Consider the following 22743-nt stretch of genomic DNA (forward strand, 5'->3'; position numbering starts at 1 on the left):
AATTTTATTCGCGCGCAAGTCACTGATTTTTATCTGAATATTTACTTGCAAACGTGCTCATCTTTCACAGGTCGGGTGTGGCCCGACAACCACTCACTTTCTTTGCTTCGCCAAAGAAAGTAAGCAAAGAAAGGCGACCACGCTGCCACTGGCCTTCGGCTTCCCAATTGTGCAAGACAAAAAATGGGAAAGCTTCGAAACTCGCCTACGGCTCAAACAACGAAGCTTTCTTTATCCATTTTCTGTCCTGCACAATTGGCAGTGTCAGAAGTGGAACGGCGTTAAAGTCAAAAGCAACAGCAACAGCAAAACATACATTATCAACCGTAAAGAATAGTAGGGTGGGCAGGTATTTTTGCCCACGCGAAAATAGCCATTTTTATTCGCTCCGAAGCCTTCGATTTTTATCCAAATATTTACCTGCAAACACGCTCGTCGTTCACAGGTCGGGAGTGGCCCGACAGCCACTCACTTTCTTTGCTTCGCCAAAGAAAGTAAGCAAAGAAAGGCGACCACGCTGCCACTGGCCTTCGGCTTCCCAATTGTGCAAGACAAAAAATGGGAAAGCTTCGAAACTCGCTACGCTCAAACAACGAAGCTTTCTTTATCCATTTTTTGTCCCGCACAATTGGCAGTGTCAGAAGTGGATGTAAGTCAAAAGCAAAGTCAAAAGCAACACCAAAACAATCAGCATCAACGGTCGAACATTCTTCTATTACCAGTTGTAGGTCGTTGCTTTTGTTTTTGATCTACCCCCGTTTGAGACGATGTAATTTGTGCCTCACAGAAAATGGATAAGAAAGTGTTGTTGTCTGAGGTGGAGCAGGGAATTCGAGGCGCATGCGCCTCGCCTGCGGAACGATGTTCGCTTGCAAGCGAACATTCCTGAGAACAGTTTCAACACTTTCCCATTTTTTTGTGACGCACAAATTATGCTGAAGCGCAGCGTAAGCACCCGAGGGGAGATTGATGGGGTTTCGCAAAGTATGCTTTGCGCCATCAATCTCTAAGCTGCTTGCAAGCAGCGCAGTGGAGACTCTACGGTCGCCTTTTTTGGATTACCTTTTTTGGCGAAGCAAAAAAGGTAATTGGCTGTCGGGCCACACCCGACCTGTGAACTTAATGAACTTGCGAACGCAATTCCAATGCCAAAAATCAAAACTATTGAATATTATCCCCAACAAATTATTCTCGTAGTAACTCAAGCGCCCTCATCCCCAACCCTTCTCCCGCCTGCGGGAGAAGGGAGCTTAGTTTTGACTCGACCTTGGACCTAATCCTGCTCGTGAGATGAACGCTCTCAATATTCCAGCAAAGTCGCCTTACCCCAAAATATCCGATAAGCCATCACCGTGTAAGCAATGATGACAGGAAGAACGATACATGCGCCAACGAAAATAATCATCAAAGATTCTGGTGCGCTTGCGGCCTGCCAGATCGTGATTTTGTCGATGATGAGGTAAGGGAATAAGCTGTATGCCAAGCCGTGAAATGCCAAGAAGAATATTCCTACGGTGCTGGCGAATGGTGTCCAAATCCAGCGTTGGTTCGCTTGTACTAACTGCGCGGGTAGGCGTTTTAAGATTCTATCGATCCACCAAAATAAAATGGCAGTGATCATTGGGATAGGGAATAGCAATATAAAGTTAGGAAAGCTAAACCACTTTTCCGCAATGCTGGGGCTGGCAAATGGCGTGACGATGGAGATGGTGGCGATGCCAACGCCTGCTAACCATAAACTGCGTCTTGCCCAAGTTGCTGCTTTGATTTGTAGTTGTCCTTCTGATTTCATCAATAGCCAGGTTGCACCTAATAGGCAATAAGCAGCCATTAAGCATAAGCCAATCAAACTAGCGAAGGCATAGCTCCAAAAACTGGTTTGAAATCCCAATACCAACATACCTAACATAAAGCCCTGTGAAAAGGCGGCGAGGATGGAGCCGATATGAAAGGCGCGGTTCCATGCTGGTTTATTTTGTGCGTGGGCTTTTACTCGAAAATCGAAAGCCACGCCGCGCAAAATTAACCCTAGCAACATGATCGCGACTGGAAAATACAGCGCGCCTAGTATTTGCCCGTGTGCAGTCGGAAATGCGACCAATAGAATGCCGACGCCTAATACCAACCAAGTTTCGTTCGCATCCCAGAAGGGACCGATAGAGGCGATCATGATGTCTTTTTCCGCATCATTCGCATGGCGCATCAGGATGCCGACACCGAGATCGTAGCCATCTAGAATCACGTAGGCCAACATCGCTAAGCCCATAACGACGAGAAAGGCGAGTGGTAGCCAACCTGCGGCTTGGGATAAATCTGGGTAGAGTGGGGTGATCATGATTTACGCTCTAAGTGTGGTGGTGAATGTTGGCGTTGTTGGTGTCGCTACTGCTGCTGAATTAGCTGTCGAATCCGTGCGATCTGCTTTGCGGGCTAAATAAAAGACGACAGAGATGTACGAAATAATCAAAAAAACATATAGCGCTAAATACATCGCTAGCGAACTCGCTAGCATAGGGACAGGCACTTTGGCTGCCGCTTCTGCAGTGGTGAGGACACCTTGTACCAAGTAAGGTTGACGACCAATTTCGGTGGTGTACCAACCTGCCAGCAAAGCAATCCAACCGGAAAAGCTCATTGCAATCAAAGAGCGTGAAACGAGCGTTGGTAAAGCTGGTTTGCGCCAAACAAACCAGCAGGCCAGCCAAGATATCGCCAACATCAGCAAGCCAACACCGACCATGACGCGAAACGCGAAAAAGACGGGTGCTACTGGTGGATGCTTGCCGACAAACTCATTGAGCCCTTTGAGTTCTCCATTGAGGTCGTGCGTGAGATAAAGCGAGGCTAGTTTTGGAATCGCAATTTCAGCTTTATTCACACGATTTGTTTGATCGGGAATCGCGAACAGGACTGCGGGTGCACCTTGCTGAGTTTCCCAAATTCCTTCCATCGCAGCGATTTTTGCTGGTTGATGTTGTAAGGTGTTCAGTCCATGTAAATCACCAACGAGGATTTGCAAAGGGACCAGTATCGCCGCTAATGTGACACCCGTTTTAATACCAATCTGAATGTCGTCACTGCGTCCGCCACGTACGTAGCGATAAGCGCTAATACCCGCAATTAAAAATGCAACGGTTAAACCTGATGCCAGCATCATATGCGTAAAACGATAGGGCATCGATGGATTGAAAATAATCTGTAACCAGCTGGTTGCATGCGCTTGGCCATTGATCATCTCAAAGCCGACTGGCGTATGCATCCAAGAATTTAATGCGATGATCCAAAACACCGAGAGCGTAGTTCCGCTGGCGACCAAGATCGTGGCGATGGTGTGGAGTCGATTTCCCACACGCTTTTGACCAAACAACATAATGCCAAGAAAAGTCGCCTCTAAGAAGAACGCCGTCAAAATTTCATAGGCGAGGAGTGGTCCGGCGATGTTGCCGACAGTTTCCATAAAGCCCGGCCAGTTGGTACCAAATTGAAAGCTCATGGTGATACCACTGACCACGCCTAACGCAAAACTGAGGGCGAAAATTTTCACCCAAAAATAGTAAGCGCGTTGCCAATGTTCTGCCTTGGTAATGTTGTAGCGCCATTTGAAAAACACCAGTACCCAGCCAAGTGCGATGCTGATGCTGGGGAATAAAATATGAAAGCTGATATTGGCGGCGAACTGAATGCGCGCTAACAGCATGGGGTCGAAAGTGCTTGCAAGTTCTGCTGACATGATGGGTTCTCTTCTTCTCTTGAAATAGCGAGCTAGCGACTAATTTTTTGACTTGTTGTCAAGGCGTAGTCGATCCGTAAACTCAATCAACTTGACGACCTTGGAGCCCATTTTCATCAAGGTTTGTAGCGTCTCCGGAGACAGCTTTTCAACGTCGTCAAACCACGCGCTGGTGAGTTCGATTAGGTCGTGCATTTGTTGAATGCGTTCCAGCGCATATTTTTCGTCATCCTTCGTATCCTCTTTCGCATCGTTTTTAAGTAAGGCTTCGCGCAGCATGGATAAGGTTGGCTCTACTTCGCGGCGGCGACGCTCTTCCACTAGATTGCGGAAAATTTCCCACACATCTTTGGGTGCTTCAAAAAACTCGCGGCGTTCACCGGGGATGTGCACCAACTTCACTAAGCGCCATGCTTGTAGTTCTTTCAGACTCATGCCGACGTTCGAACGAGAAAAGGTTAATTGCTCGGCGATTTCATCGGCACATAGTGGTTTTTCGCTGAGAAAAATGAGTGCATAAATTTGCCCAACGGTACGATTAATGCCCCAGCGGCTGCCCATTTCACCGAAATGCGAGATAAATTTTTCTTTGGTCGGACTGATGCTCATGGTTTATTCCTTATTTGTAGTTCCAGTAATCTTTGAATTTCCAGTATTTTCAGGAAATATAGCATGATTATTTTTTTCGCGTTTTTTTCGCCCGATTTTGCGATTTGTGCGGAGGTACTCTAAAAACTAGCTATTGAAGGATGGTGTGGTGATTCGCACTAAACTGCGCTAAGTAGTACAAAACGACTCACTCTTTTGGTGTGAGAGGAGCCGTGTTCTTTGCTTGTAATCTTGATCTGTGGCTTAACTTAGAGCTTGGTCATTTGTCTATGTTGTCGCCAGCGCCTTTGCCGCGCGCAACAAGCCTATCAGCTCGATCACTTTTGCTGGTTGATAAGACATTGCCGCGACTAGTGCATGCATTGCAATCAAATTTCGTTTGATGGAATTCGCTTGAAACTGCTGCAGATATTGCTTGGTTTTTGCGTAGCCGTGTTTTTCGTAGTGACCGAGAATATCAACAGAAATCTCTTCACTGGTTCTTTCACGTGGAAGAGTTTGAAATCCAAGTTCTCTTATGCTTGCTTCTGCCATTGCCCATACTGACCACGGATTTTGACCTGTAATGAGCTTGTCATGCTGGCTGATTTGTTGCAAATAGCGTGGTCCTTTTTCGATGATTGCACCTTGCGCTCGCAGTTTGTCCTCTAATAAAAAAGGGAATAGTTCTTTCGCATTGGGGATCAAAAATAATTCTTCTTCATTGGTAAACGCACTGATTCTTTTTTGATTAACAAAGGCGGTGCCGTCAGCTAATTTGACTAGACTGAGTGCAGCGGGGCCGTGACAGACTGCGATAATGAGTTTTTGCTGTTGATGAAAATGCTTCACCAATTGATGTATGTGTGGATTGTTCGGGAAATCAAGCATCGTGCCCTTGCCACCGACAAAATAGATGGCATCGTATTGCTCGCCGTCGACATTTGCTAAGGGTATCGTATTGTTGATTTTGTTGACCGCAACGGTATCGTTCAAGAAGGCATAATCAAACTCAGCCATGTCGTCATCGTCTAATATCGCTGGTGCTTTCCCACCTTGTGGGCTGGCGATATCGACTTGGTAGCCGTTGGCTTGAAACACGTAGTAAGCGCGTGCCAGTTCCGTTAATTCATAGCCTATTTTTTTCTTACCGATTTGCGAAGTGCTGGTAACGACCGCGAGAATCTTACCGCGAGTAGCGGGTAGTGAATCGCGCAGATAAGCTATGTCGCTAGGCTTGCTGGTTTTTAATAAATCGGTGTTGATGTCTGGGTCTAGCAAGCTACTTAACCAGATCGCCGAGATCACGAGCACGGCAACGATACTTGCGACTGCTGCGATCAATCCCAAACCTATTTTCTTCCACATCATCATTCCTCCATTGAATAAATTGGATGGTTAATGTAGTTGTAGATTGGTGAAAAAAAGGTGAAAAAATAAGAATTTTTGTGATTAGACTAAGTTTCTTTTTGATGCGATCTTGTTCTGAGTAGTTTAATGACCAGGCTACTAGATTCCGTCAATTCTCATTTGCGGAGGCGGCTTAAAGTAGACTGGATAAGTTGGCGGGTGGTGCATCACCCGCTAATACGCCAGAACCACCGGGCAGACCTTCGCCTTTGCGCACGAGATAATCCGTGTGCTCGTACACATTGCCGCAGCCTGTTTCTGCAATCAGGGTTTTGACGATGGCGACCTTCCATGCATCCACGCCGGCAGCTTGAAATTGACAGGCAAGAAAGCCTTGTTGAATTGCGTGATATTCAACCACCAGGCCCGGCAGTTGATCTTCCTCTGCATTGATGAGCAGCTGTGGCTTACCTAGTTTTACATCAGGCTTCGTAATGAGTGGTAGGCGTTTTGCCAGTGCGGCATGAATACGTCGTTTAAACATAGCATGGTCAACCGCTTCTGTTTCATCAAAAGTCCACACGCGGGCGCGAATTTGTGACTTGGGGCTCCATGCTGCGCGAGCTAAGAATTCGGACTTTGATGATCTTACTAAGCACGTGGCGCCAGACTTCATTTTTTCATGAAACTTGCCGTCGACGCGTTCAATTGTAGAGAGATAAATCCAAGGATCGCCGTCGAGCAAACTTTTTTCTTTGCCTTGTTTAATAGTGAGGATGAGCATAATTGTTTGAATGTGGCGAAAGAAAGGGAGGGCAGTTTTTGATTTGATCGTTTGATCAAGATTGTTATAACCAGAGATTTACCAACGAGGACGATGCCGTCCTTTGCTCCAAGCTGGCGATTTGTCTGATGATGCAGTGTTCATCGGACTTGTCGCGTCATTGATGTGGATTTCTTCGGTGGTCATAAAAATATAACGATTGCCAACGCGACCGCGATAAACGCTATGCGCTCCCGCAAGTTTTTGTGTCACGGCAGCAAACTTCCAAGCATCGTCCATACTACATACGATGTTGCTGGTGCTATACGCGCGATGACCTTGCGCTTGTCCCCAGTGTTTCGCCATCGTTGCATGATTGCGGAGTGAGGAAGGCAAAGATCGTTGCGCCCACGCCCAAGTAAAGGATTGGCTTGCCTCATCATAGATGCCAACAGTTTGAAAATGGCTGGTACCCGTTTTATCACCAGCAAATTGAAACACGATGATGCCGGCTTCTAAATCCGCAGACCAGCCTTTTTCTTTGCCATATTTCCAATTTGCCGCATGCTCTTGATGTTGATTGAGCATCTCCTCATGTGCATGATTAATAAAGGTTTGCGTTTGGGGAGAAACCTCGGCAGGTTTGAAGCCTGGTAAAAGATTGCGAAGAAAGTGAAGAATTCTGCTCATAATTGCTAATAAAAAACCTAGTCAAATCAAAAACTTATCGATGGATCTGACAAAAAATGGATCATTACACATTATAACAGCAGGATTTTCGTTGAATAGGATTCGTGTTTTTGCGGAATGGGGTAGAAGTATATGGTACAAATTGTTGGATTTTCCCGTTGTTTGCTAGCTGTTAGCCTTTAGAATTGCGGGTTCCTAGATGGTGCTATTTACGAGGATGTGTATGAAAGATCGTTTAGAAAAGCTGAGTCAATTGGCCGTGCAGTCAGCCGATAGTGCTGGTCGCGGATTACTGCAAGTGCAATCTAAAGCGCAAGATTTAACAAAAGATCTAACGCAAGGCATAGCGCAAGTCGTGAATGTCGATAACATCAATAAGACATCGGCCGCCGCCAGCTCAATCGCTATCGCCGCGAGCAAATCCGTACATCAATCGCTGAGTAATGTGATTGAGCACGAAACCACGCAAGCAATCGTCGAGCAAGTCAAGGAGCGCGGTTTGCAAATTGCAGATACAGCGACGCAGAGTGCAAAGGCGGTTAGTACGCATGTGATCGATGGCGTCAAAAAGATAGACGAAAAGCTGGAAGAAAATCACCTCGAAATCAAAGAGAAAACAGAAACCGTCTCGATGGGCTTGGGGATTGCCGCTGGCGTTGCTGCTGGTGCAGCGATTATTGGCCCGCCTATCGTGGTTGCCGCCGCCCCTGTTATCGGCGCGGCGGCGACGGTGACGGGTGCCGTTGCTGGCAGTGCGTATTTTTATTCAAAATGGAAATCGAAACAGGCTGCGCCGACACAGAATGAAGGCAGCGATGAATCGCCATCAGTTGGTGGATCGGGCGATGGATCAATCGATTGATTAATCGATGGATTAATTTAGGGGCATGCAAATGAGTAGGGCGCATGCTTTTGATCATTTGCTCAGCCTGATCTTGATTTGCATCTTAGGTTTTATCACGCCGACCAACTCAGAATTTGATTCGAAAATTAATTTTGTTTAACCCATGTACTGAGAACATAATTAGTAGCGAGTAAAACAAAGCTGCAAATATTCCCATCCCGGCCTCAAATCGACGCAAAGGTGATTGTATGCCGCCGAGTTGGAGTATGGCTTCGATTGCAAATGGCAATAAGTAGCAGACGAGCGGATTGATTGCTGCTGGTTTAATCGCAATCATCCAGTTTTGTATCTTGCGTAAATCAATCAGCCAAAATAAGAAACCAAATACAGCGATGCAAATTGCTGCGGAATAGAAGCACCATGAAGGTGTTGCATAGATTTTCGAGATCTTGAAATCTGGTCGTAAGGCAGTTGCGGCAAGTATGAGTATCATAAATAAAATCGCCGCATTGATGAATCGTCTTGGTTCGCTTTTTGACTCGCTTTTTGAATGGCTGATGGTTGAGTCTTCTTCAAAGAAAATTAAGGTGCAAATCACACCTAAGAGCACGATGCTACTGTGAGCGGCATGGCCATCTAATCTGGCAATGATCTTCAATAAAGAAGCGATGGCATGATTATTTTCAATGAAGTGAGCAAAGTAAGCGCTGTGTACTAGTACATAAAAGGCAGTACAAATAAAGACGGAAAAGAGTAAGAGTTTTTGTTGGCCGCGGCACAGTTGATAAATGCCACATGAAATCAAGTAGGCCCAACCGATCAAGCCTAAGATGCCCCACCACTGTGGTGTCATGTTCTGTGTACCGTTTTCTCCTCCTTGATAAATGAGCGCCAATACCACAAGCAACATGACGCCAGTCGCGGTCAGAATGCGATTGATCAGTACATGTTTAAACTGATACACGCCCCAAATCAACAAAAAAGCCAGATAAGACAAGAGCGACCAAGCTTGTATCGAGATCGGCATGGATGCTTGATGATAGCCACTCTCAGCATTCACCATAAACAAACCCATGATGATCAATGCGAGCGCACGTAAAAAAATATGTACATTTAATTGCCACCGGGTTTGAGCTTGTGCAATCCGATGATTAATACCAAATGGAATCGACATGCCAACGATAAATAGAAAGGCGGGGAATACGATATCGGGAAAACTCATCGCATCAGCGTCGGCAGGCATATGCTTGAGCCATACAGAAATACCACTGACGCTGGCTAGTTCATTGACGATAATCATGATCAAAAAAGTGATGCCGCGAAAAGCGTCAATGGAAATCACCCTTTGATTTTTTAGGGTGTTGATGGGTTTTAGCATGAAACGAAACTTTCAAAATACTGGAAGAGGAATGCGGCAATTTCTTGTGACGAAGCACAATGAAATAGTTCCAAGCAGAAATTTACCTTGAGCAAGTTAAAACGACAATGCATAGAACTACCTTCTGTTCTAGGTAAATGTACTTAGTTGATCAGGTGTTCGTTTTCATGAAATCGATTTTGGTGCAAACTACACATCTCTTTTGATCTATTTTAGACATATGAAATTAGCGCATTTCAATAAGTGGCGACAGATTCTAATGGCGGTGATTTTTGTTCTCGTATCGTTTTGCACAACGAATACATGGGCGAAATCATCTGAACTAAATATTTGGATTATGTCCACTACGGCACAGCCTCAGCAGGATATGCGTGAAATATTGCGTCCCTACTTAGTGCTCAATCCTCATCTAAGAGTTAATGTGACGGTGATAAATTGGGAGAATGCTTGGAGCAAAATTAGTGCCGCGGCAGATTCAGGACAAGGGCCCGATTTGGTGGAGTTAGGTAGCACTTGGATAGCTGCAATTGCCGCAAAAAACGCTTTAGAGCCTATCAGCTTGCAACAACAAAAAGAGGTAGGTGGTGACAAGGTTTTCTTTCCTGCCTTATGGGTTACTACGCATCAACATAATCAAGGTGAAGTATTTGCTATTCCTTGGTATGCCGGTGCACGGGTTGCTTATTATCGTAGCGATTTATTTAAAAAAGCGGGTGTGAAGCCAAATGAAGCGTTTGCGAATTGGGGTAGTTTTAAGCAAGCGATGCAAAAAATAAATGGTATTGACTTCGAAGGTAAAAAAGTTGCTGCGCTCGGTTATCCTGGTAAAAATGATTCCGATATTTTGCATAATATCGCGCCTTGGATTTGGAATGCAGGCGGAGATTTTCTGAGTGCGGACCGAAAGTCAGCCAGTATATTTTCACCGGAAACGATGCAGGCTATCAGCTTCTACACCAGCTTTGCGAACGAGGGATTAGTACCGCTATCTGCGCTGGAGAAAGATTCAGTACAAATTGAGTCTGGTTTTTTTACGAATCAATACGCGGTGATTTTTAGTGGGCCTTGGGTGTTAAAGATGTTCAATACACCAAAATCAAAGGGCGGTCAGATGGGCACGGTCGCGGCCAAAAACTTTGGTGTTGCGTCTTATCCAGCAGGAATTAAAGGCAATCAAACTTTCTTCTCCGGGTCGGATTTAGCGATGATGCGATCATCGAAAAACAAAGAGGAAGCATGGAATTTACTCAAGTATCTTGTGTCACAGAGAGCGCAAGTCAAATTCAGTCAACTATCTGGTATGTTGCCAGCACGACTCGATGCTTTATATGATCCCTCACTGATGCAAGATCCGCATTATGCAGAGTTTGTAAAACAGGTAAGCCTAGGGCGGCATTATCCAGTGGTTCCAGCTTGGGCTCAGTTAGAGAGCGTGTTTCGTACCAACATCGCCAAAATTGTGACAACGGTGAGTGGGCAACAAGGTGCGCAATCTCAAGCGCTTATAAAACGCAATCTTGAGCAAGCCTCGCGACAAGCCAATGTGATTTTGCTCGGTGAACGCCGATGAACGAAATGAGCCCCCGATTTGTTGATTACTTTGTTACTGACTTATTGCCACAGACTAGGAGGAATGTCGCGCAATTTAGCGACGAGTTCCATGCTTGTTCTGACATTTAATTTTTGGCAGATATGTAGTCGATGTGCTTCAACAGTTTTAGGGCTGATAGAAAGATGATCGGCGATTTGCTTACCCAAATAACCAGCCACGATCTCGGTTAACACCATACGCTCTCTTTGTGTTAATTCTGCGATTTCTTTCAGTAAACCGGCTTGTCCTTGATGTTCGGCTCTGGCTTTTTCATCGGTGGCAATAGCGCGGCTAATCGCATCAATAATGCTACGATGATCTGCCGGTTTTTCTAAGAAATCGACCGCTCCTTGTTTCAGTACGCGAACAACCAACGGAATATCACCATGACCACTAAGAAAAATAACCGGTGGTAGGTAAAGACGATGCAGTTTGCTACGTCGAATCAGTTCATCAAATAATTCCAATCCATTGGTTCCTGGAATTCTGATATCCACTAAGAGGCAGTTAAAATCAGTCGGAGTCGCTTGGTCAAGAAAATCTTGCGCACGCTCGAATTCGGTGGTTTTCCAATGACGTGTTTCGAGCAACATCACTAATGAACTGCGTACACTTGGATCATCATCGATGATCGCAATATTCGCTTGATGTTCTACTGGATTACTTTGTGACATTTCGGCTTCCCCTTTTGAATTGCTACTCAATTTTTTATATGTTTAACTTATCTGTGTTGGTGCAACTTATGGTGTTTGTTCGGTTTCTAGCGGTAATCTAAATCGAAAAGTGGCACCACCATTCGGATTATTTTCTGCCCAGATTTTTCCACCATGATTTTCTATGACGGTTCTACAGATCGCCAAGCCAAAGCCCATACCGTCGGATTTGGTGGTGTAAAAGGCTTGAAATAGTTTGTCCATGTTTTGTATTCCCTCACCTTGATCCACTACGCTAAATTCAATATGACGATCGTTTCTTTCGATAACTAGACAAAGCTTTTGCGGATGTTCGCCTAGTTTGTGATGTGGATGCTCGATTTTATTTTTTTCGTTTTTCATCGATTCTGTTTTCATCGAATCAAGCGCATTGCGCATTAAGTTAAATAGCACTTGCTTTAACATCACCGCATCGCATCGAATTTGTGTGTCGTCCATATTGAACATCAAATCGATTCGTATATGTAGATGCCTGGCCTGTACTTCAATTAGTTCGATTGCTTCATGCAGCAGTCGTGATAGTGAATACATTTCATGCGGTGCTGCACTCTTCTGAATGAGATTGCGCATGCTATGCATAATTTTTCCCGCACGTCTGGATTCTTCTCCCATTTTTTCTACTGCCTGCTTTATTTTGGGGGAATCAATTTCATTCGCTTCTATCAAGCATTCCGCAGCGGCTGCATAGTTGGCAATCGCTGCCAGTGGTTGGTTTAATTCATGCGCCATTCCAGACGCAAACTCAGCCAAGCTCGATAGATGTGCGGTGTGCTGTAACAAGACATCGCGCTCACGTAAGGCTTGTTGTGCCGCTTTACGTTCTTTAATCCAACGTTGTAATAGGCGTAATAGCCAGATAATCAATATCCCGAATAACAAGACTGCGACGGCTAAGCCAATGAGCAAATTGTCGAAGTTTTGTACTGTACGTACACTCGTTTTGAGTGACAAACCACTACCGGATGGGCCGAAGTCGATGCGATTGCTTTGCTGGTGGTGATTGACGATGCCGCCTTCGCTTGGCGATAACTGTTTGTCGTTTTCATCGACCAAACTGAGATCGTAACGCTGCACAAACCACCAAGGCACTTCTTGCGTGAGTAGTTTGTTTAAGTCATAGGTAACGATGATGCGGTGTAGTGGATGTTGTTCATTGCTATTCGGAAGGGCTAACACCCAAAGCGGCGCAAATTGTTCGATCACTCGGCTATAAATTGCAGAATTTTGGCTACGACTTTGATGAATGGCATCTTGCACCAAGGGATCGCTTAATGGCGGAAGTTGTTTGGGTCTTTCTTCAAATTGTGGTGCGCCAATTAAGCGCTGATTTTGTTCATCGACGATCTCTACTGCGAGAATCGCGTGATTTTCTTTAATCAGTTCATCTGCTCGTTGAATGAATTCGGCGCGAGATTGTTTAGAGTCAGGCCGCAAATCTAAGGCCCAATTCTGCAACATAACTTGTTGCGTGCCTAGCTTATTGCTAATGATCTGTTCCATCCAAAGTAGATCGAGTGAGGATTGTCTCGCCGCGGAAGCACGTTTGTCTGCATACCAAAGCCAACCTAAGGTACTCGATGCGAACAAGCCCACCGTTAGGAATAACATTATTCCTAATAGAGTCCAGCGATTTTGGAAAAAGCGATGTCGCAGCAATGCCATATTTGTTCCTGATCTATAGCGAGGTTTCCCTGACTTTTAGTTCTTGATAATTTTTATATTTCATAATCTAGCATTCAGTAATGAATTAGGCAAAGCACAAGAACTAGATTTGAATTTCTCGTATCACTTTGATGCCATGGATGTGTGGCCATGTTCATTTGCTCCAGAAATAAAAAAAGACGGCAAATCTCGTCGAGAAATTTGCCGTGTAAAGCCAGTTCGTCAACTTACTTAGTTCTTTTAAAACTGGTGCTGCTGTATCCAGTCCTTTTTGCTGGGGCAATGGGGGAGACTCAGCAAACGGAACTAATTGGTAGAACGCCCTGGGGGAAGCGCTGTGTGAACCTGATAATGGTTCGCTATTTGTTTCACCCTCCGTAATCTTTGTAATAAACTTAATGACGATGTTAGTAATTGATAGTGCCGCGGATACCAAACATTCTTGGTGGGTTATAGCTATTGAAGGTGTACCCCCCTGCATTGCCTTGTCCCATCCAATTCTTCACAATATTGTTGCTAAGATTGGTGCCCCATAACTCAATATTCCATTTGTCATCATGGGCGCTGAGTCTTACCGAAGCATTCCAATTGGTGTAAGGATCTTGATAATCGCCGAGCACACGATTGTCGAGATTGCGAACGGTAAAGTACATACGACTTTGATGGCGCATGCCTATGGATGGCGTCATTACCCAGCCGTTATCCAGTGCAAAGTCATGCGAGTAGTTGATGGCATAAGAATATTTAGGTGCCATTGGCAATTGATTGCCGGTCACATCACGTATCGCGCGACCGCGCTTGCTTGGATCGTTACCGAGATAGAGCGGAGCGCAGGCTTCCGCGCCGAACTCTTGGCGATGTCCACACATCCAATTGTCGTCATAAGTTGGATAGGATAAGACTTTCGAATTAAGCACTGATGCATAGCCGGATAAAGTGCCTCCTACCCATGGCCGCGCTTTATATTCGATTTCTAAACCTTGAATGCGTGAATTTCCGATATTCTCGGTTTTCCAGGAGGTCACCACATCACAAGCTGGATTCCAATCTGGGCAAGTTTCGTCAGCACGTAATTTCCTTTGACCAACTGCATTCATGCCAGTGACGTGCATATCATCATATTTGGTATGAAAATAAACCACGCTCAGGTCTAATTTATTATTGAAGTGGCGGCCTTTGTAACCGACTTCAAAATTAGTGGTGAGCTCTGGATTGTATTCAAGGTAGCTATACTTTTGTGTGCTGCCGTCGATACAAGTGCCACCACCGCAAGTATCAAATTTATCGCCAAAGCCACCTGGGCGATAACCCGTTGCAGCAGACGCAAACACCATGCTCGCTTTATCGATGTCATACTGTAGGCCAAGACGATAGGTGGGTTTTTCCCAACTTGCCTTGTGCGTATTGACTACTGGACTAGGGAATACACCGACGCCGGCAAATGGTCCCATCCCAAATGTGAAGTCAGTACCGTTATGTGGTGTGCCGGTACCCGCCGCTTTTGGAACATATTTGCCGTTGTAATACCAAGGTGTATCCGCGCTCCATAATCCAGCGCTAACGCCTCCAATATCTTCGCGACTATCTTTGCTCATACGGAAACCGACTGTCGCTGACAATTGATTTGCAAGCTTGATATCGGCTTGCGCGAATAGTGCTTTTGAATGGACTTGGCGATTTGGTTGCGCATAAAATTGTGCATGCGGCATACCCCAAGGGGCTTCAATTAATTTGTCTTGCGCGAAATTGATGGCGTTCTTTTCTGACATATTGAAGAGACCAGCAACATAGCGCCATTGATCGAAATTTTGTTTAATTTGAAGCTCATTGACCAAAGAGCGATAGTTGGAATCGAGCGTATAACTTGCCCAATCTAAAGCATGTTGCGCGCCCCAGTTGCCCCAAGGCTCCATAACGCCAACATCTTCAGCGAGAAACGATTGCCCACCATCATCGTCATGATGTTGTTCTCGCTTTTGTACCGCGTAAGCGACTTTGTAGCCCAATTCAGTTTGTGGTGATAGTTTCCACACTAAGTTGCTGCGGTACGTGGTGATACTCATATCGAGTTTGCCAGGCACATTAATTTTGGCATACCACTGACCTTGCGGACCGCAGGCAAAGCGTGTACCTGCCGCCATTTTGCAGTCTTTTAATCCAACTTCACCAGCACCAGAATTTTGATAATGTTCGAAGCCGCCAGTCCATTCGAGATCTTTATCAATTGCCCAGCGTGCAGTTAGACGCGTCGCCCATTGATTTGAGTTGGTGTAATAATCTTTAGGTGAAAGCTCGCGATTTAGTCGTTGATCAACGTCAGGTTTGCCGTCGGGCGTAAACTTAGCGCCACCATTACCATCTGACAAAAGTACACCGCGATCAATTAGATCACGTTCTTGTTTGATGTAGCCATCGCGTTTATCCACCATGACGGCGGCACGTAACGCAAAATTATCGCTAATCCCAAAGTTATACACGGAACGTACTTCTTTGCCATTGTAGTTGGCGAGATTTAAAGAGCTCCAACCATAATTGGTTTTAAATTCTGGCTTTGCGGGAAGGATGTTGACTACCCCTGCGGTGGAGTTACGGCCGAACAGTGTTCCTTGCGCGCCGCGCAAAACTTCGACTTGATCGAGGTCGAACATTAGTGCCAACGAGCCTTGCGGTCTGGGTGAGTAAATACCGTCAATATGGATACCAACGGCAGGATCGCCAATTTCCGTAAAGTTGGTAGAAGTCACGCCTCGAATCGAAACTAAAACACCAGAATCGGCGCTAGATAATCCGAATTGAACATTGGGAATCGCACCACTGAGATTTAGCAGTTCTTTGACATTGGAACGGATCAAATCTTCTGCTTTTAGTGCACTGACTGCGACCGGTGCTTTGAGTAATGAAGTTGCTTGTCGCGTTGCCGTGACGATCACCTCAGGAATTGTATCTCTACTTTTGTCATCGACTTTTGTGTTGCTGCTTTGCTGGTTTGAAGTCTCTTGCGCATCAGCTTGAGATGCGAATAATGTGAAAGCACTGGCGATCGCCAAGTACATTATCGATCGGGATCTACGAAATTGAATAAGACGGGGCATTTTAGCTCTCTCGAAAATAATGGATGTCATCAAATATCGAGCCGTTTGTACTCCCCAACACGCTCGATGCAAGACTCACGACAACAAATGTGCAGGCTAAATTGTTGTTAATGAGGCTTGTCGTAGTTTTATGGTTTCGACGATGTGCCGCAATTGAGAAATTTACTCTTGGATCTAAGTGATATTACTTAGATTCTTATTGGTCGAAATGGGAGAAAAGTCTTGCGACGCGAAGACGATTTGCGTCGCAAGTGAAGCAGGAAGGAGATGTCTAGTGGATGTGTAAGTAATTAATTGCTAGTAGCCGATGCCGAAGAATGAAATCTGCGGACAAAATCACAGTAGGCGGTTTGTACTTCCTTTTTACTTAATAAATTATTGTGTCCGGCATCTTTGACGAAAAGATGTTGCTTTTCTTGCGCTGGAATTGCATCAAAAACAGCGCGTCCCAATTCGGGTGGCGTGGTTTGATCATGTTCTGCCGAAATCACCAAACTCTTTCCATAAAATTTTTCCAGTGCTTTGGCATTGTCGATTTCCATTAAGCTAGGAACGATTTCAAAGCGGATAAATGGACGCACATACCAAGGTGTGCGTAGTTGAAGTATGTCGCTCACTTTGGTTGCCGTCGTCTCTAAAATGATGCCATCGACGGCGCGATTTTGTGCGACATAGGCGGTCATAAAGCTGCCTAGCGAATGCCCATGAACAAGAAGAGGGCCAGTCGTATTGGCTTTGACATAATCATAAATTCGTAAAGCATCTTCTTTTAGATTATTTGTGTTTGGCTGACCGGGAGTGCGGCCGTAACCGCGATAATCAAACATCGCAAAATTGATCGGGCAGCTTGCTACATGTTGACTAAGCATTTTGGCAGCATCATCGATGTGTGAGCGATTTCCACCGAAATATAAAACCGTCACCGTGGCTGGTGCGTGTTTTACACTCAAACCGTTTAATTGCACGCGTTCATCAACTGCAATTTGATCATCTTTCAGTGCTGCATTTGGCAATAGTGTTGCCAAGGCTTTGCTGTCAAACTTTCCTTTAGATTGATAAGGCACTACGCTATCAGGTCGAATAAATTGTGACTCTTCGATCACGACGCTTTTGCAAGCAGCTAACATCGCAAGCATCAAAATCGACATACCTAGACGCATCTTTTGCATTATTTCTCCTAATAGAAAATTGAATTCCAATAATAGAAGATAGGGCGCGTCATCGTCAAACGCAGTACTTTGTTCGACTACGCGTAATCGATATCTATTTGAATGCTTGTGCCGCGAGTACGCCGCTTCTGACTGCCGATTCTAAGGTGGCAGGGTAGTCACTGGCGGTGTAATCACCCGCCAACATAATATTTGCGATCTCAGTACGATTAGTCGGTCTTAGCAGATTAGGTGAACAGGCAAACGTCGCACGTTTTTCGGTAATGACTTGCGACCAGATCGGTTGCCTTAATTCTTCACTTTGCAATTGTTGTGCAAGTTGATCGCATACCGCTTTGATCAATTCTGAGCTTGGTTGCGCAATTGCCGCTGCAGAGGCACTAATGACAATTGCCATTAACCCTGATTGATGTGGATCTAATTGTCCGCGATCAAAAATAAATTGTGCCCATGCATGTTGATTCGGATTATCTGCTAAGGCGTAAAACGGTCGATCGAGTCGGCAGCTTGCTGCGTATTGCAAATAGCACGTAGTAATGGGTTCGTATTCAAACGTGGTATTGAGAATGGAGTGGGTTGAGGCAGCCTGCTCATCACTGCCAATTTGATCTGCTGAAGGCGTAGATGAAAACAATCGCTTAGCTTGCTCTGCACCAGTGGCGATAATCACGCCATCAAATCGCTGATTAGCGATTTGTGCTTGTCCGTCAGTTCCTTCGACACGTAAAGGTGCGAGACTGCACTGATTTGATGAATGTGTTGTGATCGATTGAATCGACACGCCAAGTACGACTTCTCCGCCAGATTCAAGCACCAAGTTGGCACATGCCTTAGGTAATAGACGACTGAGATCGAATCGTGGAATCAGCATGTCCGATGCAGCGCGCTTTGCACCTAAACTATCTCGCAGTACATTGAGAAACACTTGCGCCGATGCGCGTTCAGGTGGTGTATTTAATGCAGCTATACAAAGTGGATTCCAAATATAGCGACATAGGTTTTCGGTTTGCTCGTAACGCTGCAATAGCTCTGAGACGGTGCAGTCGTGATTTAATTTCCAATCAATCCAGCGCGCCGTGGTTGAGAATCTTGCTAGCGCCATTTTATCTGCGCGCGATAGCCCTTTTGACGTTAGCAATGCTGATAAGAGATGTAAAGGTGCCGGTAATTTTGCGGTAATAAATTCAATCCCCGTTTGCTTTGGGTACACCATTTGCAAGGGCAGGCGTAATAGGGCGCTTCGCAAGTCTATTTTTAAAAATCGCATTAACTCTAAGCAGGCGGAGTAGGCTCCTAATAAGATATGCTGACCGTTATCGATCTTTTTTTCTTGGATATCGACAGCGCGGGCACGTCCACCTAAGTGACGACTAGCTTCAATTAGAGTGACATGGTGGCCTTGCCGACACAAGGTCGCCGCAGCGGCGCAACCAGCCCAACCAGCACCAATTACCGCGATTCTTTTTGATTTGGATTGATTCTTCACAGACTTGGGCTAGGGGAGTTAACCACGCACATACGTTTTCCACGCCAACCATAGTTTGCGTATCGGTGTTAAAGAAATTCTCTGCTTTAAAACTTGGAACTGGTCTTGTTGAATCTCTACCAGCAGCGCTCGGTAAATTGCAGCCATGATCAAACCTGTGCGCTGGGCACGACGATCTTCATCGGGTAATAGTGCAAATGCTTCGTCATACAGTTTTTGCGTACGTTCATATTGGAATTGCATCAGTGCGACAAATTGTTCGCTATGACGTGCATTTAATATATCGCTCGCTGGCACATTAAATTGTTGTAACTCATTCACAGGCAAATAGATGCGACCTTTGCGCGCATCTTCACCAACATCGCGAATGATATTGGTCAATTGAAATGCTAACCCTAATTTTTCGGCAAATTGTTTTGTTTGCGGATTTTTGATGCCGAATATGCTCGCAGAGAGCACGCCAACGACACCAGCGACATGCCAGCAATAACGCTGCAATCCGATAAAGTCGAGATAGCGATTTTGATTTAAATCCATCTCCATGCCATCAATAATCGCTAAAAAATGTGCGCCGTCTAGTTGGTAAGTTTGCAGATGCGGCTGCAAAGCTTTGGTTACTGGATGGCTAGGATTATTTTTTAGCATAGCTTGGATTTCTTGACGCCACCAAATCAGCTTGTTTCTGGCGACCGATTCATCGGTGCAATCGTCGACAACGTCGTCAACTTCGCGACAAAATGCATACAGCGCGGTAATCGCGCGGCGCTTCTCTTGTGGCAGAAATAAAAAGCTGTAGTAAAAACTGGAGCCGCTCTGTGCGGCTTTTTCTTGGCAATATTCGTCTGGTGACATGCTTGATTAGGTAGGCTGGAATATGAATTAAGGCGTAATGCTAACCGACTGCGCGCCTAAGTACAAACTTCCATCGGTTTGCGTGGAAACGCATATTTGCATTCGTTCTTACAATATATAGACAAAAAAATGCGGCGAGCATGTTGTACAATGCCAGCTTATTGTGCAGTGAATTTGTGTTGCAAGCTGCGTTGAGTCGTTCATATATCGTAATAAGGTAGACTTATCTTGATTAAATTAAATAAAAAAGTAGCAGTTTTGAGTGCTTTGATCGCAGGTGTTTTGGTTGGGTGCGGTGGCTTTGTCTACACGACCGTTGGTGGCACCGTAAAAGGCTTGACGACGACAGGTAGTTATTTGGTTTTGGTCAATGAAGTTGGTTACACTCAGGCATTGTCTGTAGATGGTTCATTTTCGTTTCGTGTAGCCAGCAATGCTTCTTACGATATCACTGTTGGGCAACAGCCGAACCCGGTGAATTGCACAGTAGCGAACGGAAAAGGCAAGATGAGTGGCGAAGCGCCAGTGAATAATATTGCGGTCACTTGTGTACCAAATGTTCCTTTGGCAGGTTCATTAACTGGCCTTGGCGCTAGTAAATCGCTAACTTTATCGATGAATGGTGCGACACAAACTACCTTGACAGCAGATGGCGTGTTCTCGTTTCAGACCTATGCTGTGAACGGTAAAGAATATGCAGCAAAAGTATTTTTGCCACCAGTTGGTCAAGTTTGCAAAATCCAAAATGCCAGCGGCGTTGCGAATTTAAGCAGTCCTCCAAGCAATATCGCGGTAACTTGTGCGACTGGTGTGCCAATCGGTGGATCTTTGGCGGGTCTGAAATCAGGAACATTCTTAACGATCTCAAATACGTTAGCGGATGGCACTACTGATGCACGTAATTTATTAGCTGATGGTGCGTACACAATGTCGTTTAGTTTGTCTGATGGCGAGAATTATGATTTGCAAATTACCACGCAGCCAACTGGCCAAAAATGTACTGTCACGAATGGCAAGGGAAAAGCGTCTTTAGAGAATCCCGCTCCGGCAAGTGCAATTGGCATTACTTGTGTGGCCGCTTAGTTTGGCGTTTCAGCACCGCATCTTAATTTAGCGAAATAATTGATAAATTAAACAGTGGTGTCGAAATAAATGCAGTAGAAAAAGCCAAGTTCGTCTTGGCTTTTTTTATAGGCAACTATAGGGAACTACAGGCAATTTAAGCGCCCATCTTGGCCGAAGTAGTAAATGTCCTCATGCTTAAAGCCCCAGTGACCACCTTTTAAACGAACAAATGGCTCGAAGCTAAAGAAGTTGACGTTCGAAATTAACTGCTGGTTATGCGCTTGGATGTATTGGCGTCGCTCACGTTCGACTTCAATGCTATGTCCGACATTGGTTCGGAAATCAAGATTCACAAAACCGCTTTCACGTATTCGCACATTGCTCCATTGATAAAGTTTGTGAAAACTGGTTTCTGGATTCACCCAAGCACACATTTCTTCGTGTAGTCGTTTGAGAAAATCTATCCCATTCTGATATTCGCGGGTTTTGGGATGTTCAACGCAACAGCCAAATTCGAATGCAAATGTGCGTGAATAATCTGCCCAAATTGCGCCTTGGCATGGGCTTAAGTCGATACTAATCAAGTTCTTGCCGCCAAGCTTTTCTGTACTAGCTTGATATTCTCTGCCTGATACTGAGAGACAGCTACGAGTGCCTGCTAACACTAAGGCAGGGCAGTTGTAATACCAAGTTTCGTGTAAGCCTTGCTCGCATAAAAGTGCATAGGCTTTTGTTGCAATGCTATGTTCGCTATCCTCAGGCGTAATCAGGCGAGATAGTTCAGCCATTACCCGTTTTGCTTGGGTTTGGATTTGTTGGTACGACTGAACCAGCGATGCATCAGGCATGTTTTGACTCGTGGATGAAATAGTTGAACTTACATTTTTAGCGCGCGCCACAACAGCAATGGTGAGTCTGTGGCTTGAATCGTAGGGCGATGCTGAAAAATGTCCATATCTGCCGCTTCGATCTTTTCGAGGATGCGTAAACCACCTTGTACCACCAAGCGCAATTCAAAGCCAAATCGCCCTGGTAGTCTTTTGCATAACGGACTGCCGGTAATCATCATTTGTCGAGTTCGATTTATCTGAAATTGCATCAATGCGCGCCAAGCCTGATTGCAAACACCTTCGGCAATTTGAGACTCGCTAACATGAAAGCGCAGCAAGTCTTCTTGCGGAACATAGACGCGGGATTTTTGCCAATCAATTGCAATATCTTGCCAAAAATTAATAAGCTGTAAAGCGCTGCAAATCAAGTCTGACTTTACCAGATTGTCGCTAGCAGTTTCTTTATATAGATGCAGCATGATGCGCCCAACTGGATTGGCAGAATGATCGCAGTATTGTAAAAGGCTAGTAAAGTAATCATAGCGCTTACATGTGACATCTTGTTTAAATGCGCTTAGTAAATCAAAAAATGGTGAAATGGGTAGCTGATGTGTTGAGATAACTTCAGCTAAATCGTTAAACAAGGGATGCTGGCAAGCTTGCTTGTTACGTATTAGTTCCAAGTTATTTTCATATTCCGCTAAAGCGGATAAGCGCTCAAGGTCGCTGGCGCTGCCTTCGTCAGCAAGGTCATCGGCACTGCGAGCAAATGCATAAATCGTTTTTACTGCTGGCCGCAAATGTGCTGGCATTAGCCACGATGCGACTGGAAAATTTTCGTAGTGATTAACACTCATAGTGGGTGCTGTTCTTTGTTATTTGAATAACTGCAAAAATAAATGACTCGAAAGTCATTGGCAAGGAAAAGATTCGTGATTAT

Annotated in this window: 18 protein-coding genes; 3 read left to right on the top strand and 15 right to left on the bottom strand. The window is 45.1% G+C overall.

The genetic code is table 11. The features are described 5' to 3' along the window. Window positions 1-1300 precede the first annotated feature (1300 nt). The 6 genes from IE103_RS13375 to IE103_RS13400 all read right to left on the bottom strand — a co-directional run bounded on the left by IE103_RS13375 (window position 1301) and on the right by IE103_RS13400 (window position 7121). The gene (locus IE103_RS13375; RefSeq protein ID WP_189346624.1) at window positions 1301-2335 is read right to left on the bottom strand and encodes a cytochrome d ubiquinol oxidase subunit II; all 1035 of its coding nucleotides are present in this window, start codon (window positions 2333-2335) and stop codon (window positions 1301-1303) included. Between the two features lie 3 nt (window positions 2336-2338). Beyond that, window positions 2339-3730 (bottom strand): cytochrome ubiquinol oxidase subunit I, encoded by a 1392-nt coding sequence (locus tag IE103_RS13380; RefSeq protein ID WP_189346625.1) that lies wholly within the window; start codon window positions 3728-3730, stop codon window positions 2339-2341. 39 nt (window positions 3731-3769) lie between these two features. After that, window positions 3770-4339: a GbsR/MarR family transcriptional regulator gene (locus IE103_RS13385; RefSeq protein WP_189346626.1), complete on the bottom strand. Its 570-nt coding sequence runs from the start codon at window positions 4337-4339 to the stop codon at window positions 3770-3772. A gap of 267 nt (window positions 4340-4606) precedes the next feature. Further along, window positions 4607-5692, bottom strand: a complete 1086-nt coding sequence (locus tag IE103_RS13390; RefSeq protein ID WP_229827281.1) for a type 1 glutamine amidotransferase domain-containing protein — start codon at window positions 5690-5692, stop codon at window positions 4607-4609. Window positions 5693-5861: 169 nt separating this feature from the next. Beyond that, window positions 5862-6452, bottom strand: coding sequence for an SAM-dependent methyltransferase (locus IE103_RS13395; RefSeq protein WP_189346627.1), 591 nt, complete (start codon window positions 6450-6452; stop codon window positions 5862-5864). 78 nt (window positions 6453-6530) lie between these two features. Then, window positions 6531-7121, bottom strand: coding sequence for a DUF6882 domain-containing protein (locus IE103_RS13400; RefSeq protein ID WP_189346628.1), 591 nt, complete (start codon window positions 7119-7121; stop codon window positions 6531-6533). 223 nt (window positions 7122-7344) lie between these two features. On the opposite strand from IE103_RS13400, the gene IE103_RS13405 reads away from it, so the two are divergent. Beyond that, window positions 7345-7983 (top strand): hypothetical protein, encoded by a 639-nt coding sequence (locus tag IE103_RS13405; RefSeq protein WP_189346629.1) that lies wholly within the window; start codon window positions 7345-7347, stop codon window positions 7981-7983. 109 nt (window positions 7984-8092) lie between these two features. Here the strand turns inward: IE103_RS13405 and IE103_RS13410 are convergent, their stop codons facing one another. Then, window positions 8093-9343, bottom strand: coding sequence for a DUF5009 domain-containing protein (locus tag IE103_RS13410; RefSeq protein WP_189346630.1), 1251 nt, complete (start codon window positions 9341-9343; stop codon window positions 8093-8095). A gap of 337 nt (window positions 9344-9680) precedes the next feature. Here IE103_RS13410 and IE103_RS13415 point away from each other — a divergent pair, with 337 nt between their 5' ends. Then, complete coding sequence (locus IE103_RS13415) at window positions 9681-10913, top strand: extracellular solute-binding protein (protein ID WP_189346631.1); 1233 nt, start codon at window positions 9681-9683, stop codon at window positions 10911-10913. Between the two features lie 41 nt (window positions 10914-10954). Here IE103_RS13415 and IE103_RS13420 read toward each other — a convergent pair whose 3' ends face one another. The 6 genes from IE103_RS13420 to hpnD all read right to left on the bottom strand — a co-directional run bounded on the left by IE103_RS13420 (window position 10955) and on the right by hpnD (window position 19908). Then, a complete protein-coding gene (locus tag IE103_RS13420; RefSeq protein ID WP_189346632.1) occupies window positions 10955-11608 on the bottom strand; it encodes a response regulator transcription factor in 654 nt (217 codons plus the stop codon). 66 nt (window positions 11609-11674) lie between these two features. Continuing rightward, window positions 11675-13255 (bottom strand): sensor histidine kinase, encoded by a 1581-nt coding sequence (locus IE103_RS13425; RefSeq protein WP_189346633.1) that lies wholly within the window; start codon window positions 13253-13255, stop codon window positions 11675-11677. A gap of 461 nt (window positions 13256-13716) precedes the next feature. Next, a complete protein-coding gene (locus tag IE103_RS13430) occupies window positions 13717-16362 on the bottom strand; it encodes a TonB-dependent receptor (RefSeq protein ID WP_189346634.1) in 2646 nt (881 codons plus the stop codon). A 329-nt stretch (window positions 16363-16691) separates the two neighbouring features. Then, window positions 16692-17570: an alpha/beta hydrolase gene (locus IE103_RS13435; RefSeq protein ID WP_189346635.1), complete on the bottom strand. Its 879-nt coding sequence runs from the start codon at window positions 17568-17570 to the stop codon at window positions 16692-16694. A gap of 94 nt (window positions 17571-17664) precedes the next feature. Next, window positions 17665-19056, bottom strand: coding sequence for a hydroxysqualene dehydroxylase HpnE (gene hpnE, locus IE103_RS13440; protein WP_229827282.1), 1392 nt, complete (start codon window positions 19054-19056; stop codon window positions 17665-17667). 18 nt (window positions 19057-19074) lie between these two features. Further along, on the bottom strand, window positions 19075-19908 hold the full coding sequence (gene hpnD / locus IE103_RS13445) for a presqualene diphosphate synthase HpnD (RefSeq protein ID WP_189346636.1): 834 nt from the start codon (window positions 19906-19908) through the stop codon (window positions 19075-19077). A 228-nt stretch (window positions 19909-20136) separates the two neighbouring features. Between hpnD and IE103_RS13450 the strand changes: the two genes are divergently transcribed. Next, the gene (locus IE103_RS13450) at window positions 20137-20991 is read left to right on the top strand and encodes a hypothetical protein (protein WP_189346637.1); all 855 of its coding nucleotides are present in this window, start codon (window positions 20137-20139) and stop codon (window positions 20989-20991) included. A 125-nt stretch (window positions 20992-21116) separates the two neighbouring features. Here IE103_RS13450 and IE103_RS13455 read toward each other — a convergent pair whose 3' ends face one another. Then, window positions 21117-21821: a M24 family metallopeptidase gene (locus IE103_RS13455; protein ID WP_189346638.1), complete on the bottom strand. Its 705-nt coding sequence runs from the start codon at window positions 21819-21821 to the stop codon at window positions 21117-21119. 29 nt (window positions 21822-21850) lie between these two features. After that, window positions 21851-22660, bottom strand: coding sequence for a squalene synthase HpnC (gene hpnC, locus IE103_RS13460; RefSeq protein WP_189346639.1), 810 nt, complete (start codon window positions 22658-22660; stop codon window positions 21851-21853). Window positions 22661-22743: the final 83 nt, after the last annotated feature.

The organism is Affinundibacterium macrobrachii (assembly GCF_014652415.1).
GTDB lineage: Bacteria > Pseudomonadota > Gammaproteobacteria > Burkholderiales > Burkholderiaceae_D > Undibacterium > Undibacterium macrobrachii.